Source organism: Pseudomonas sp. GW822-FHT02G04 (assembly GCF_058802085.1).
The window spans coordinates 228,627-243,499 of the sequence record NZ_JBXANU010000006.1 but is presented as its reverse complement, the minus strand read 5'-3'; the positions used below and the strand labels follow the sequence as shown (position 1 = coordinate 243,499).

Below are 14,873 nucleotides of genomic sequence, written 5' to 3'. Positions count from 1 at the left end.
GGCATTAAAAAGCCGGCTTGTGGCCGGTAGTCGGTACCATTGAACACCTGTTCGCTCATGTGAGCCATAAAAGCGTTGGTGGCAACGAGAGCTCAAACCAACGGTTTTAATTTCAAGCCGACGGCCGACAGCAGATAGCCAACAGCGAAAACCATCAGATGCGGGTCGAACGGGTAGCCGTCCACTTGGCCAAAGCGTGGCAAGTGATAACCGTTTATGAAGTTCAGGAAGTTTCCGCTTTTATGCTGCAACAGAATGCGCCGTCCAGTTTAGCGCCATTGGTTACCAGAAAGGAGCATCCTGGTGACTCTCTTGCCCCTGATTGATGGTTGTGCTCAGGCGGAGTCCACGAAGCACTGCGCACGCCGCATTCTCATCGCAATGGTGGCCTTCGAAAAATTCCGCCGGAACCCGCTGCGGTGATCGAGCGCCAAAGAAACCGTCGGCCCGAGTGCCCGCGGATACTTCACCGAAGCAGCAGCGGTTAAGCGAACATATTTAACTTCATCTCGGCGCTTCCCACGAGATAAAATCTGCGACGTTGAGCGTTAAACCCATAGAAAACACCAATCTGACCTTGAGGGACGTGCTAGTAAGTGCGGCCAATATTAATTGTGTGATCGGTAATGAAAGTCTGTTATGGAAAAGATAGATGTGGGGGCGGCAGAGTGGACAAGGTTGATGAACTGATAATTGCTACCTTGAGGGATGACTCCAGAGTCAGCCTGGCGCAGCTTGCGCGACAAGTTCACAAGTCTAGAACCGCTGTAGAGTCGCGAGTTCAAAAGCTGATCGACAAGGGCATTATCCTGGGCTTCACCATCAATGTGGCCGAGGATGAAGAAGCACAGCAGTCGGCGTTTTTGATGCTCAAGCTCAATGGCAGCAGTTGCCACCTGGTGTTTCCGAAGATCTACCAGTTTCGCGAGGTGGTGCATGCTTATTCGCTGTTTGGCGATGTAGACATGATGCTCGACGTCAAATACAGGAGCTTTGAAGAGCTGATGGTTTTCAAGGAAAACCTGCTGAAGATCGAGCACGTGAATGAGGTCGTGGTAAACCCCGTGCTCAAGGCCTGGTGCTAGGCGCAACCGCTGCCTCGTCCGTCGGCAGCGGCTACAACGGGGTCAGCACTCAGGCGTGATCGTGGACGGTCTCGAGAAAGTGATGACTCAAGGCCGGCATTCTCTGGCGAAGGGTGTCCACCAACTCTTCGATGACCGCCTGGTTGAACGCGAATGGCGTGTCGTCATGCCCCAACACCACCACCAGCAGGCTGGATGACTCTTTGGTCAGCCTGAAGTCATGGGCGTCGGCGTCGACCTTGCCGATGCTCGCCAGGGGCACGTCCCCGCAGGTATAGACGATATCGCCAGCGGGAATCGTGATGTCCTTCTTGGCGAACAGTGGGCGGAAAGCCCTCGGTTTCTCCGAACGCATGACGTAAATATCATCCTGCTGATGATAGGTGTGCACGCCGATGCTCACCCCGTGCCGGATCGCCACGGCGTTATAAGCATCGACGATGTTGTTGATGGGGTGCACGCCTTTGGCGATGAAGCGCCGCAGCAGCTTTTCGTTGGCGCTGACGGTGTTTTCGTAGCCGAGCTTTTTGAGTTGTTTGGCAAACCCTTCATAAATGAGGTTCGAGTCCAACTCGTTGAGGTGGGACGCAACGTGATTCAAGTTATTTTGCAGGACACCTACGAAGCTCTGGTCGTCAGACACGGTGATGTCTTCGATAACCGCGGCACACGCATTATTGATGCCCAGGTCACTGGCTGACTTTCTGATGATCAAACGACTTTTCATAACCTTAACACCACAGTTTTTTGCGTAGATTGGCAGTACTGATATCCAGTTGCGGCGCCGAAGGATGCTGTAACCAGAACAGCCCCGGGCAGGTGGCGAAGTCGATCGTGACCGGGGTGGTGTCGCCGGGCCTGATGAAGTACCGGTGGCCGCAATAGGCCTCGTCCGCCACCGCGCTCTGCACTGCCTGCGGGGAGGGTGCATTGAAAGTGCGGCTTTCGTCGGAGCAGAAGAAACCGATCCGGCCATGGCTGGTCTGGCTGACAGCATCGGCCTGGGGGCGTTGGCGACCGAGGTAGCAGTCGATGGACAGCGACAGCAAGTCTGGCTGGTACACCTGTTGAAACAGCTGTGGCGCGATGCCGCCGTGCAGCCGGCCACCGGCTTCAATCATCACGGGACCGGCGTCAGACCAGATGATCTCCATGTGAATCGGGCCGACCTGGATGCTCAGCGCAGCCGCTGCCTGGCGGGCGTAGTCGATCAGCGGTTGCAGGTCCGCGGCCTGGGGATCGAGGGTGTCCAGGCTTTCGTAGACAAACATGCTGCCGTTTTTCTGGATTTTGGTGTATTTGCACACCGAGGCAATGATGTACGTGCCGTCAAAGGCGACCATATCCACCACGTACTCCGGGCCCGATATGAACGGCTGCACTATAAAGCCGAGGTTGATTTCCCCAAGGTCGTTTTTCTGCTGCCAGGCCGCATTGTTCAAAGCGTTCTCTACTTCGCCTTTGCCTTGGGCAAACACCACGCCTTCGGTGGCGGCCGAGTTCAGCGGCTTGACCACGTAGGTGGCCGTCTCCTCCAGTGAGGCAACCACTTCGGGAATGCGGGTAGGCGAGCTCAGCAGTTGTGAAGCAATGTTCGCCAACTGATGTTTTTTCAGGGCTTGCTGCATGGAGAACTTGTTGCGGCGCAGGTCGCTGGTGATGCGGCTATTGCCCGGGATGCCGAGGATTTCCGTCAGGTAATCCGTGAGGTAGATCGCGGTTTCGCACCCTGCGATCACGGCGCTCAGCGACAGGGTTTCCAGGGTAATCAGCAGGCTCTCTTCCCAGTAGTAAACCTCCTGGAAATTTTCCGTGATCAGGTCATTACTAAAGTGTTCGGGCAGGGTCCGTGTGGAGATCACGGCAATGCACCGTACGCCTTGGGCATTGAGCAAGGGCGCGTAGAGTTTGCCCGTGGAGAACGGGTCAACAATCAGTACGGTTTTCAAATCATGTACTCCTTATTCAGTGGTGGCGGTGGCCAAGACTGCCGGGGTGAGATTCCACGCCATTACGGCAGCGGCCAACAGGGCGGCGGAGACGATCATCAACAGGCGTGCACCTTCGAGTCCCAGGACCCCGGCGGTGGTGAAGAACGTCAGGATCATCGGCGCCGAGCCACTGATCAGCAGGTAGTAGAGCGAACTTTTGGCAGCGATCAGGTCGGCGATCCGTGCGTTAGGCGCTGACTCGATCAGGGTTTTACGCAACTGGATCCGCAGGCTGTTGATGCAGAAGCCCAGCAGGAAGGCGGCCGCCATCATCACGTAGAGGTTCTGGAAGTAGACGATTGCCACGTCGGCCAGTATCACCAGCAAGATGGCGCAGTAGTTGTTGAGCTTGATCCGTGGCAACACCGCCGCGCTGAAGGCTCCCAGGCCCGCCAGGCCGCTGGCCAAGCCAAACAGGGCGGCATTCCACTCATTGAGCTTTTGAAAAACGATGGGTACCAGGCTGTTGAACGCGCCGATATGGAAACCGATCATGCTCAACACGATGATCAGGATGTAGAGGTTTCGCGGCAGGTGCAGTGGCTGGGCAGTGTGGATGTCTGCTGCACGCTCCGGGGCATCGGCGGTGGGGGTTGCGGCCACAAAGAGAATGGCCACCAGCGAGAGGATCGCCCCCAGGCTGATGATCTGCAGGGTCTGGTTGACCGAGAACATATCCACGATCACCCCGCCCAGGAGGGCGCCGCCAAAGGCGCCGATCTGGATGGAGGTTTGCATCAACCGCGCCGAGGTGTCGCTGTTGGTCAGGCCGGCCAGCACCAGCTTGGTGTTTTTAGACTCCAGTGTGCTGATGGTGAAGTAGTCGGTGACACCCACCACAAACGCGATGGCCAGGAACCCGATCGGCAGCAGGGCGGCGTCGGTAAACGACAGCCCCAGCACGGCGGCGAACGCGGTCAGGCGAATGTACAACAGCCTTTTCATGCTCAGTTCTATGGTGAAGAACTTGCCGATGTACTGTTCGCACAAATAAGGCACCACAGTTGCCACACATAAGGTTGCGCCAACCAGGAACGTCGAGCCGGTGGCCTCCAGGCCGAACCAGACCATGGCAATGACAATCGCCATGTCCAGCCCGGTGAAGAGAGTCACGATCGAGTAGAACGCTGCAAGTGTTGATTTATTAGTCATGGGAACCATCAGTCGTAACGAGAGATTTTAAGTAAAGGCACACACCGCTCGGTGTCACCGACGACGGTACTGATCTGGTTCCTGACGCGGACGGTGGGCAGCGACTTTTTTTCCAGGTTGCATACCTTGTAAGCGTTGTCGTGCCAGGGGCAGATCACGCTTTGTCCGTCACCGGTCACTTCGCCCATGTGCAACGGGCCACCGCGATGGGGGCATGCGGTTGGCAGCAGTTGAGTCGAATAAGCGTGACGCTTGAGAAAGTAGGTTTTCTCCTCTACGGCCACGTAGTTGGCGTGGGAGAGGTTCAGGCTGATGGCTTTCATTGGGCTCGCCTACTCAAATGGCCGTGACGGTGTAAGTGCAGGATTTGCTGGTGACGTACGTGCCATGGATCATTCCCTTGGGAATCACCACGCCTTCCCCGGCCTTGAGGCGCACGGTCAGTTCGGGGCTGGCGATGAAATCCAGTTCTCCCGATTCGACCCAGAACAGCTCATCGTTAGGGTGGGTGTGCAGTACCGAAAGCTCGTGTTCAGACTCGGTGATCGTCAGGTCCACCGGCTTGCGACCCTGGAGGGCAGCGGCCTGTGCACGATGTTCATCCATTTCGTCATGCCACTTGATATGGGCATAGAGTTCCTCGTCGGCGATGTCTTGAAGCAACTTGAACTCTTCGAAGCCACGGATAAGGTCGGGGATTATCTTGTTGCCGAATTGCTTGATCATCGGAAGGATCAGGCGCTGGAGGGCCATTCTTCCGTGATGGACATCGATGTGTGAATGCTCATCGAAGTATTCGGTGGAGACGCTGCCGTTGAAGATGGTCTTGATGGCGCGTGACTGATGCTTGGTGGTCAGGGCCAGGGTGGCCTCGGTGTAGTACATGGCGCCGATGTACCGGAACAGATCGCCATGGTTGGCCGAGACGTAGTGGAAATAGTTGGTGAGCGACAGCGAGCCGGCGGTATAGAACTGCCAGTAGTGGTGTACTTGGTGCGACATGCCCATGTCCTTGAGCATGTCTTCAAAAATCGTGCTGTGCTTCTTTTTGTCGACGCCGTAGCCATACTCGTCGATCAGGATCTTGAACAGCTCGCTGGTGTAGACACCGCAGTTACCCAGCACATTGCGCGCCATGGCCGAGGCTTCACTGAGAAAGTCGCCGGCACATTGGGTCATGAAAAACTTGGCGGCACGTTCGGGGTTGCGGCTGGTGGTCAGTACCTCATAGAGCCTGGATTCGGACTGGGCGACGTCATCCAATACCTTGTTGGTGTGAGCCACAAAGGAATCCAGGCACCAGGGACCGTTGATGTGGACTTCTTCCTTGAGCCAGTTGTAGAGGTAATTTTCCAGTAGCGGACGGATCTTTTTACCGCTGGCGGCGTGCTGGGGATCGTAGAAATTCTTGAATTCCTTGAGGTCCAGAGCTATCGGCGCCTTGGGTAAAAACACCAGGTCTTGTTCGTAAATATTCAATAACAGCCGCTGTGCCAATAGATGTTGGCTGTTTGAAAGCTGATCACTTGTCAGGCGGGTACTGATAATGGAGTCGGTGACGTCCTGCGGTCTCGAAGGTCGCTGATACGGACTGTTGGCATAAAAGCTGCGAGGTTGAGCAAATGCATTAGCGCCGCAATAGTGAGTCAGGGCTTCAGTATCCGCGCTTAACACAAAATTTGCCGCATCATCTGAAAGCTTGGTTGTCCATAACATAAGTAGTGTCTTTCTATGGAGTTGTTCGATGGCCAGATGCTATAGCTTTGTTTTTTCTAAAGACAGATTAAAAGTTGTGCGCGCATGTAGTGAAATTCACTAAACGCATAGGTGGAGTTTTCTTTATCATTTGGGCCGGTTGATTTTTCCTGGTGCGACGACTACATATGTTCGTCGGCTTTTTCTAGGCGTGCCTTTCGGCTGGCGATTAGAAGGGGCTCTAGGAGAAACATTATATGTATCAGTGGTTTGAAGTCAGTGGGTACGTGCCGTTGTGGCGAGCGGCCAGCCTCGGCATCGCGCTGCGGGGCACTCGTGGCCAGCCATTGCGTCCAACCCGTCGCCCTGACCTTTGATAGGCAACACTCCCAAGAGGCAGGCAGTCAGTGGGGATGTGCCCCCAGCACGCGCAAAGGCTTGAATTAAACTCCGATTCTTTAGTTGTGACTGTTCGTTCGGACAGTTTCATGGTTTAAAAAGTTAATAACTCATCCGCTTGGATCGAGTGTCTGTGTCCGTTCAGAAAAAACACTTGCCGAAAATGGTAAGTGATTTTTTCGCGCTCGGGTGGGCGGTAGTTATGTTTTTGTTGTTGCTGTTCCTTGAGGTGTTTTATAGCGGGCGTTGTAATGCTTGTGATTTGAGTTGCACTTCAAGCCGCGTTATTAATTATTTCGGTTAATCTCTATCCAGGTGCAGAATGTCTAAAGTTCCATTGTTGTGTTTTCCGTTTGCCGGCGCCGGTCCCTCTGTCTTCCAGCCATGGAAAGCCTTGGCGGGTGATCGCTTTGAAATTCTTCCGGTGACGTTGCCGGGCCGGGAACGGCGCTTCGTCGAACCAGCCTACCGGTCGGTCAAGGACGCCATTGAGGGCAGCCTGGCGCAAGTTCTGGAACTCCTTGCCGGACGCACCGAAGTGGCGATTTTCGGGCATAGCATGGGCGCCGTTCTCGCGTTTGAGATGGCGCGCAAGCTCTGCTCAGTGACCTCAGTGAAGGTGGTGCACTTGGTGGTCAGCGGCTCGCCCGGCCCCATGTCTCCCCGTGAGGCGCGGGCCACAGGCCTTAGCGATGACATGTTCCTGGCGCAGGTGGCCTCGTTCGCCGGCTATAACCATCCGGCGCTGAGCAACCCCGATATGCGCGCCATGCTGCTGCCTTCCCTGCGTGCCGACGTCGAACTGCATGAAGGCTACCTGCCAGAGTCGGATCAGCCGTTGCCCGTGCCTGTGCTGTCGATTCGCGGCGTGCAGGATGACCTGGTCACCCGTGAGCAAGCCGCAGAGTGGTCCCGCGCCACCACTGCAGCCTTCACTGCCCTGGAAGTAGAGGGCGGGCATATGTACCTGAGTGAAAATCCTGGCGCCGTATTGCAGGCCATCCACACCGCCCTGTCGTGCGTCGCGCCGGAGGCTGTCCATGCGGCTGGTTGATAAGACGGCGGTGATTACCGGTGCGGCCCGTGGGTTGGGACGCGCCTGCGCCGTTCATTTTGCCGCGCAGGGTGCTGACCTAGTGCTGTTGGATGTGGCCTCGGACATCGAGGGTGTCCCTTATGCGCTGGGTACCCTCAGCCAACTGGACTACACCGCGCAGCTTTGCCGCGAGCAGGGTGTTTCGGTGCTGACGGCCCAGGTTGATGTTCGCAACGGCGCACAAATCGATGCGGTGATTGCCACGGCCCTGGAGCGCTTTGGCCGGATCGATGTGTTAGTCAACAACGCCGGTATTGCCGCGCCTTCGGGAAAAATGATCCATGAAATCTCCGAAGAGCAATGGCAACTGATGATTGACGTCGACCTGACGGGGGCCTGGCGAATGATCAAGGCGGTAGGGCACTGCATGTTGGCCCAGCGCAGCGGAAGCATCATCAATATCGCGTCGACCGCCGGTTTGGTGGGCTACCGCAATTTCGCCGGCTACGTCAGTGCCAAGCACGGCATTGTCGGGTTGACCAAGGCGGCGGCACTGGACTTCGCCCCCTTCAAGGTTCGGGTCAATGCCCTTTGCCCGGGCTCGGTGCGGGATGACCCCAAGGTCGAAGGCCGGATGCTGTCGGAGATCGCCCGTTCACTTGAAGTACCCACCGGTGAGCACGAGGAAATCTTCGTCCAGGCCCAGCCGATGAATGCCTTGATTGAGCCAGAGAGCATTGCCACCACGGCGATTTGGCTGGCGTCCGATGATGCACGCCAGGTGACTGGTAGCGTCATCACGGTCGATGGCGGTTTTACTGCCCGTTGAAGGCGGCCCGTTTTTCATAATTTCCCAGGGCTCGTGGTTGTGTATACCCAGGAGCAATAAGGCCAGGTTCAAAATGGACAATCTACTTAGCACTGCTGTATCGACTGAGCCTCGTGTTTTTCAGCGCTCCGCCGTTGTTGGCTCAAAGAGTCGCGATGGCGCTTATTGCCATGCCGTGCGCTACAGGATAAGTGGCGTTTCTTGCATTACACAGCTTCAACAACATTACTCACGTGTGGTCGCTCTCTATTTGCCCGATGGCAATACTGGCGCTGTGCCTGTGCCTGCCATCCTCTGGCATGAAACCGTTGCCGGTCAGTCAGGGGATGCCATCGCGGTACGCCGCTCCCGCGCACAACTGCGCAAGCCACTTTCGCCCTTGAGCCCGGCTGCGCTGCGGGCGGTGTTGCTTGAGTACGAAGATGGCGTGTGCGACTTGATCCTCATCGGGCGTCGCAGCCAACTGGATTTGCGCTCGTTGATGCTGCTGGGGGATGCCTTGCTGAGTGGTAGCGAGCTGGCGCTTCAGTTGGTCGGTGAGCCCGGGGCGGGCACCTGCCTGCCCGATGAAGAGAGCCAGGAGGATGAGCGTTTTCCCGCGCCGGAATGGGCGCTTGGCGAGCTTGACCAGGCGCCGCGGCTCAAACGTTTCCGACTGGCATTGGCGCCGGACGAAATGGGCAGCACTGCCAGTTGGATGGCGGCATTGGCGGTGACCTTGGGTAAATACAGTGACATGGAACCTTGTGAGGTCGCGACGCTGGTGATGGACAGCCAGCGCCCGCCTTATGCAATGGGCGCCTGCGAGCGACTGGTGCATGTGCCGATAACGCCTGAGCCACAGAGCCTGTGCGCGGGGTTGCTGGAAGACATCGGCGCTCGCCTGTCTCGTCTGGAGGATGCCCCTTCGGGCCCGCTCAAATCCTTTGTAGCCGCCATGATTGTCCGCGATCATCAGGCGGACCTGATCCCCTTCAGTGACTATCAGTCATCGTTGAGCCGCCTGTATTCGCTGCTGTTTCTGCGTGATCGGGACGCTGAAGGCCAGGCCTATCTCGAATGTTCCTACCATTGCCGCTCGTTTGATGGCGAGGTCATCCGGCACTTTGCCCAGTCACTGGTTTTCGTTCATCAGCAATTGCTCCTGAACCCGCACCACAGTGTGAAAAACCTGCACTTGCTCAGTGACAGTCACGCCCTGGAGGTCGGGGCACTGGGCCGTACGGTGCAGGGTGCGGATCCGCTCCAGCGCATTGATCAACTGTTTGCCGAACAAGCCCGTTCTCATCCCCATGCCCTGGCGCTTTCGTTCGAAGGTCAGAAGCTGAGCTATCAAGCGCTGGACCAGCAGAGTAGCCAGTGGGCCCACGTATTGCGCGCCGAAGGGGTCGCACAGGGGGACTTGGTCGGCGTGTGCCTGGAGCGTTCCCTGGAACTGGTGGTGATGCTGCTGGCGGTGCTCAAGGCCGGCGCCATTTATGTGCCGCTCGACCCGGCGTACCCTGCCGAACGGCTGGGTTATACCGTCGAAAATGCCCGCATCAGCCTGGTCGTCAGCACCCTGTCGGAGTTCCCGATCCCGGTCCGGTTGCTTTCTCCCCAGGTCATTATCGAGCGCTGCGTCGACTACCCGCCGGTTGCGCCGGCGATTACCAGCGACTCGCAAGCGCCGGCCTATGTCATTTACACCTCAGGTTCCACCGGTAAGCCTAAAGGTGTGGTGGTTCGCCATTGCAACCTGATGAGCCTGCTGGCCGGTACGCAGGAGGATTTCAAATTGTCCGCGTCCGATACCTGGACGCTGTTCCACTCCAGTGCGTTTGATTTCTCGGTCTGGGAAATGTGGGGTTGCTTGCTGACCGGTGGGCATCTGGTGGTGGTTCCGTATTGGGTGTCCAGGTCGGCCCGGGAGTTTCACGAACTGCTGGTGCGTGAGCGGGTCAGCGTGCTGAACCAGACGCCTTCGGCATTTTCCCAGTTGATCGAGGCCGACGAGCACAGTGGCGAGCCCTTGGCATTGCGCCTGGTCGTGTTTGGCGGTGAGCCCCTGGACGCCGGGATGCTGGTGCGCTGGTTCGACCGTCACCCCGAATCCGCGTGCCGGATGGTCAACATGTTTGGCATCACTGAAACCACCGTGCATGTCACGGCACAGACCATTACCCGTCGAGAGGCCCTCAAAGCCACGCGTTCGGTGGGGCGGCCGGTGGATGGCTGGCACGTCTATATCATGGATGAAGCGGGTCAATTGCTGCCGCCAGGGATCAGCGGCGAGATCTGTGTCGCCGGTGCCGGGGTTGCCCTGGAGTACCTTAATCAGCCGCAATTGACCGCCGAGCGTTTTATCAGTGGGCCCGGTGACACGGGACGGCTCTATCGCAGCGGCGACAAGGGACGCCTGCGCCCCGATGGCCGGCTGGAACATCTTGGCCGTCTGGACAGCCAGGTCAAACTGCGGGGCTTTCGTATCGAGCTGGATGAGATTCGCTCGGTGTTGTTGCAGGTCAATGCGGTGGTCGCGGCCGCGGTGGTGCTCAATCAAGGCAAGGCCGGGGATGCCGCTTCGGCGCGACTGGATGCTTATCTGGTGCTCAATGGTGGCAGCGTCCAGGACGTGCGTCAGCATGCCGGCAAGTTTTTGCCGGATTACATGCTGCCTTCCACCTTCACCGTGCTCGACGTCTTGCCACTGACGGCCAATGGCAAGCTGGACGTGCGGGCCTTGCCGGCACCGACGTTGCAAGTGCAGGCACCCCAGTCGGTGAAAAAAGCTGTGGCTGACGGCGACGCCGTGACCCAGGGTCTGGTGGCAATCTGGGAAGCCGTACTCGGCGTGCCGGTGGGCCTGGATGACAACTTCTTCGAGCTGGGGGGCAACTCACTCTATGCCGTGCGCATCGATGCCATGTTGCGTGAGCAGCATCTGCCTTCGATTCCCATGCGCGAGATCTACATTCAGCAGACGGTTCGTAACCTGGTGGGGTTCCTGCACGCTTCTGGCGCTGAACAGTCGAGCGCAGGCCTGTGATGACGAATATCCACGTATCCCTTGATGACAGCCACGTTCGCGAACAAACGCTGGACCTGACGGATCTTGGCGCAACCACCCTCAGCCCGGCCATGCTCCTGGCAGGATGGGCGTGGTTGATTCAGGTCTACACCCAACAGTCCCTGATCAAGCTTGAAAGGCACGCGCCGCACGCACCATCGTTGGCCCTGGAACTTGAAATCGAACTGTCCCATGCGTTCTCGGTCTTTGCGGGTCAGGTTGAACGGCACCTGGACCCGGTGCCCGCGACTGCGCTATACATCGCCTCCATCGGCGCCGACGTGCCTCGCAACTGGCAGGAAATCACGGTGGCCCGGACGGATGGGCAACTGCGGCTGCGCAGCGACCTGACCCTGGATGCGCGGGCCTTCGGGCGTTATGCCGATCAATTGGCGCATGTCTATCGACAGCTGGCGCAAGCGCCCGACCGGCTCATGAGAGAGATGCAGGCTTTGCCGGCCGAGCAGGCTGCGCAGGTGCTCGACGGGTTCAACCAGACCGGGCGTCGCTATCCGCAAAGCCTGACCATTGAGCAGCGTTTTGCAACGATTGCCGGTCAGTTTCCTGAGCGGTGCGCGGTCATGCACCGTACTCACAGCTTGACCTATCACCAACTGGAGCAGCAGGCCAATGGGCTCGCCGCTCGCCTGCGGGCCGAGGGTGTTGTCGCGGGCCAGATCGTGGCGCTGCTGATGCCGCGCGCGCCCGCCATGGTGGTGGCGACCCTGGCGATTCTCAAGGTCGGCGGTGTGTATCTGCCGATCGATCCGGACTATCCCGAAGACCGTATCAACTACTTGCTGCGCGACAGCGACGCGGGGCATTTATTGGTGGATGGCGCGTGGCAGGTGCAAGGGCGCGAGGTGTTTGCCGGCCGAATCATGACGGTCGGTGACCTTGCTTCCCAACTGCCGGCGGATCCCGCGCCCTTGGCCCCTGACCGTGCCGCAACCGGGGCTTACGTCATGTACACCTCCGGCACCACAGGCCAGCCCAAGGGGGCGATCGTGACCCATAGGGGCGTGATGCGCCTGGTCTGCAACCCTGACTATGTTGACCTTGATCAGCACACCCGCATGCTGCAGGCGGGGGCCATCGGTTTTGATGCGGCGACCTTTGAAGTCTGGGGCGCGCTGCTCAACGGTGGATGCCTGCAAATCGTTGATCGCGACGTGTTGCTCGATGCGACGGCGCTGGGCGGCTTCCTCGCCACCCATCAAACCACCTGCGCCCTGATCACCACATCGCTGTTCAACCAATTGGCTGAACAGGATCCTGCGTTGTTCAAGCCCTTGCACCAGTTGGTGGTCGGCGGGGACGTCATTTCCCCCTTGCACGTTCAACGGGTGCTTCGCGCCTGTACGCCGTTACGCCTGATCAATGCCTACGGACCGACTGAAAATACGGTGATCTCCACGGCTTGCACCGTTACGCAGGCCGATGGCCTGCCGATTACCATCGGGCGTCCTATCGCCAATTCGACGGCCTTTATCCTCAACCGCTTCGGTTACCCCGTACCGATCGGTGTCGAAGGTGAGCTGTGGGTCGGCGGCGACGGCCTGGGCCTGGGTTACCTGAATCAGCCAGAGCTGACGCAGGCAGCGTTTCAGTCCGCCGCCGGCATTGGCGGGCGCCAAGTCTACCGCACCGGTGATATGGCGCGCTGGCGGGAAGACGGTCGTATCGAGTTTCTCGGACGCCGTGACCATCAGGTGAAAATCCGTGGTTTTCGGGTGGAAACCAGTGAGATAGAACAGCAATTGCTGGCGCTGGAAAATGTTCGTGAAGCCTTGGTGGTGGTGCTCAAGCAGCCGGTGACCCAGGAGCGTGTGCTGGTGGCCTACGTGACGCTGGATGACGTTGGGTCCATGGACCGTGTGCGGCATTTGCTGGCGCAGAAGCTGGCAGGGCACATGGTACCTGCGGCCTTTATCCGGCTCGCGAGTTTGCCTCTGGCGACCAATGGAAAGGTCGACCGTTCGGCGCTGCCGCTGCCTGAGCCTGCTGATTTCACCTGCGGCGGGCTTGATACCACGCCGCCATCGAGTGACACCGAGCAGGCATTGGTGCGGCTATGGGCTGAGGCGCTGGGCATGCCGCAAGTGGGGACCCATGCCAGCCTGTACGAGCTGGGGGCCAGTTCGTTGACGGCGACGCTATTGGCGGGTCGCATCGAACACGCCTTGGGCTTGCGCTGCCCGGTGGCGCAGTTGCTGGCCACCCCGACCATTGCCCAGGTCGCGGCTTACCTGGATTCGGCAGAAGGGCGTTCGGCGGTGCTTGCCGAGGGAATGAGCGCTGCGGGCAAACAACCGCTCTATCCGGTTTCAGCGCAACAACACCGCGTCTACATCGAGCAAATGAAGGACGATCGGGCTACCCACTATCATTTGCCGATGGTGGTGCCGCTCCCCGGAACACCGGACGTGACGAAATTGCGGGGTGCCTTGCAGGAGCTCGTACAACGCCACGAAATATTGCGTACGGATTTCCAGCAGCAAGACGCCTCGACCTGGCAGCGGGTCCATGAGCACGTGCCGGTCGAACTGAATGTCCATGATTATGCCGGCACGGCCGAGGCATTTCTGGGGGAGTTTGTCCGCCCGTTCCACTTGAGTCATGCGCCGTTATGGCGAGCGGCGTTGGTGCGGCACAGCGGCGGTACCGCGCTGGTGTTCGATATCCATCACCTCATCACCGACGGTTTTTCCCTGGCCATGCTGTTCCGGCAATGGGCCCTGGCCTATGGCGGCGTGCCGGTCGCCGAGCCGCAGCTGCATTACAAGGACTACGCCCAATGGATCTCCCAGGGGGCGGCAGCACCGCTGTTGGCGCAAGCCAGAGCTTATTGGCACGAAGTGTATCGCTTGCCTTTCAGGCCGCTGGATATCCCGTGTGATCGTCCACGCACGGCGAAGCGTTCCAACGCCGGCGGCAGGCTGAATTTTGAGCTGGGAACCGTGCGCACCGCCGCGCTGCGGGCCCTGGCCCGGGAGCGAAACGTCACCCTGTTCCAGGTACTGCTGGCCGGTTACGGCCTGTTTCTGGCGCGCGTCAGTATGGCCCGGGACGTGACCCTCGGGACGCCGGTCTCAGGCCGTAACCTGGCGCAAAGCCAAGCGCTGCAAGGCATGTTCGTCAACACCGTGTGCCTGCGTCTGGCACTGCCGGGGCACGTGGGTTTTGACCAGTACCTCCAGGACGTTGCCGCACACGCCAACCAGGCTTTCGACCATCAGATCTACCCGTTTGATGGCCTGGTGAAAGAGTTGCCAGTGGTGCGTGAGCCCAACCGCAACCCGCTGTTCGACAGCCTGTTTGCCCTGCAAAACACTGAGCTTGAGTCGATTGATTTTCTCGGTGGCCAGCCCCGCTGGTTACCCGAGGCGACGCAGAGCACGATTTTTGAGCTCAACTTGCAGATCAGCGAGCAGCCGCAGCAACTCACGGCCGCCTGGATGTACAGCACCGATCTGTTTCTTGCCCCGACGATAGGCAGCTTTCGCGATACCTATCTGGCGTTGCTGGATGCGTTGTTGGCTGACCCTTCGCAAACCCTTGATTCGTTGATCACAGAGCCGGCCGAACAGGCCGTTGAACTGCCCACTATCGATTTCTGTTTCTGAAATTCTGGAGC

General features: G+C 58.6%; 11 protein-coding genes. 5 read left to right on the top strand and 6 right to left on the bottom strand.

Annotated features, from left to right (window positions below; all coding sequences use genetic code 11):
- Positions 1 to 92 precede the first annotated feature (92 nt).
- Positions 93 to 251, bottom strand: coding sequence for a hypothetical protein (locus AC1RO5_RS11220; protein WP_493174918.1), 159 nt, complete (start codon positions 249 to 251; stop codon positions 93 to 95).
- A gap of 417 nt (positions 252 to 668) precedes the next feature.
- Here AC1RO5_RS11220 and AC1RO5_RS11215 point away from each other — a divergent pair, with 417 nt between their 5' ends.
- Positions 669 to 1,085 (top strand): Lrp/AsnC family transcriptional regulator, encoded by a 417-nt coding sequence (locus tag AC1RO5_RS11215; protein ID WP_493174917.1) that lies wholly within the window; start codon positions 669 to 671, stop codon positions 1,083 to 1,085.
- 49 nt (positions 1,086 to 1,134) lie between these two features.
- Here AC1RO5_RS11215 and AC1RO5_RS11210 read toward each other — a convergent pair whose 3' ends face one another.
- Genes AC1RO5_RS11210 through AC1RO5_RS11190 form a run of 5 tightly spaced genes read right to left on the bottom strand, consistent with a single transcriptional unit; the run spans position 1,135 to position 5,707 of the window.
- Positions 1,135 to 1,812, bottom strand: coding sequence for a phenylalanine--tRNA ligase beta subunit-related protein (locus AC1RO5_RS11210; RefSeq protein WP_493174916.1), 678 nt, complete (start codon positions 1,810 to 1,812; stop codon positions 1,135 to 1,137).
- Positions 1,813 to 1,816: 4 nt separating this feature from the next.
- A complete protein-coding gene (locus tag AC1RO5_RS11205) occupies positions 1,817 to 3,034 on the bottom strand; it encodes an ATP-grasp domain-containing protein (protein WP_493174915.1) in 1,218 nt (405 codons plus the stop codon).
- 12 nt (positions 3,035 to 3,046) lie between these two features.
- Complete coding sequence (locus AC1RO5_RS11200) at positions 3,047 to 4,228, bottom strand: MFS transporter (protein WP_493174914.1); 1,182 nt, start codon at positions 4,226 to 4,228, stop codon at positions 3,047 to 3,049.
- Between the two features lie 8 nt (positions 4,229 to 4,236).
- Positions 4,237 to 4,551 (bottom strand): Rieske 2Fe-2S domain-containing protein, encoded by a 315-nt coding sequence (locus AC1RO5_RS11195; protein ID WP_493174913.1) that lies wholly within the window; start codon positions 4,549 to 4,551, stop codon positions 4,237 to 4,239.
- A 13-nt stretch (positions 4,552 to 4,564) separates the two neighbouring features.
- A complete protein-coding gene (locus AC1RO5_RS11190; RefSeq protein ID WP_493174912.1) occupies positions 4,565 to 5,707 on the bottom strand; it encodes an iron-containing redox enzyme family protein in 1,143 nt (380 codons plus the stop codon).
- A 937-nt stretch (positions 5,708 to 6,644) separates the two neighbouring features.
- On the opposite strand from AC1RO5_RS11190, the gene AC1RO5_RS11185 reads away from it, so the two are divergent.
- From AC1RO5_RS11185 to AC1RO5_RS11170, 4 genes are all read left to right on the top strand, one after another.
- Positions 6,645 to 7,376: a thioesterase II family protein gene (locus AC1RO5_RS11185; protein WP_493174911.1), complete on the top strand. Its 732-nt coding sequence runs from the start codon at positions 6,645 to 6,647 to the stop codon at positions 7,374 to 7,376.
- Complete coding sequence (locus AC1RO5_RS11180) at positions 7,363 to 8,187, top strand: SDR family oxidoreductase (protein ID WP_493174910.1); 825 nt, start codon at positions 7,363 to 7,365, stop codon at positions 8,185 to 8,187. The genes AC1RO5_RS11185 and AC1RO5_RS11180 overlap by 14 nt, the downstream gene beginning before the upstream one ends.
- A gap of 280 nt (positions 8,188 to 8,467) precedes the next feature.
- Entirely contained in the window at positions 8,468 to 11,215 is a 2,748-nt protein-coding gene (locus tag AC1RO5_RS11175) for an amino acid adenylation domain-containing protein (protein WP_493174909.1), read from the top strand.
- Positions 11,215 to 14,862, top strand: coding sequence for an amino acid adenylation domain-containing protein (locus AC1RO5_RS11170; protein ID WP_493174908.1), 3,648 nt, complete (start codon positions 11,215 to 11,217; stop codon positions 14,860 to 14,862). Before AC1RO5_RS11175 ends, AC1RO5_RS11170 begins: the two co-directional genes overlap by 1 nt.
- Positions 14,863 to 14,873: the final 11 nt, after the last annotated feature.

Excerpts from the sequence above, each read along its gene's own strand:
- AC1RO5_RS11185 (WP_493174911.1), top strand. The coding sequence starts at position 6,645 with ATGTCTAAAGTTCCATTGTTGTGTTTTCCGTTTGCCGGCGCCGGTCCC.
- AC1RO5_RS11200 (WP_493174914.1), bottom strand. The coding sequence starts at position 4,228 with ATGACTAATAAATCAACACTTGCAGCGTTCTACTCGATCGTGACTCTC.
- AC1RO5_RS11170 (WP_493174908.1), top strand. The coding sequence starts at position 11,215 with ATGACGAATATCCACGTATCCCTTGATGACAGCCACGTTCGCGAACAA.
- AC1RO5_RS11210 (WP_493174916.1), bottom strand. The coding sequence starts at position 1,812 with ATGAAAAGTCGTTTGATCATCAGAAAGTCAGCCAGTGACCTGGGCATC.
- AC1RO5_RS11180 (WP_493174910.1), top strand. The coding sequence starts at position 7,363 with ATGCGGCTGGTTGATAAGACGGCGGTGATTACCGGTGCGGCCCGTGGG.
- AC1RO5_RS11195 (WP_493174913.1), bottom strand. The coding sequence starts at position 4,551 with ATGAAAGCCATCAGCCTGAACCTCTCCCACGCCAACTACGTGGCCGTA.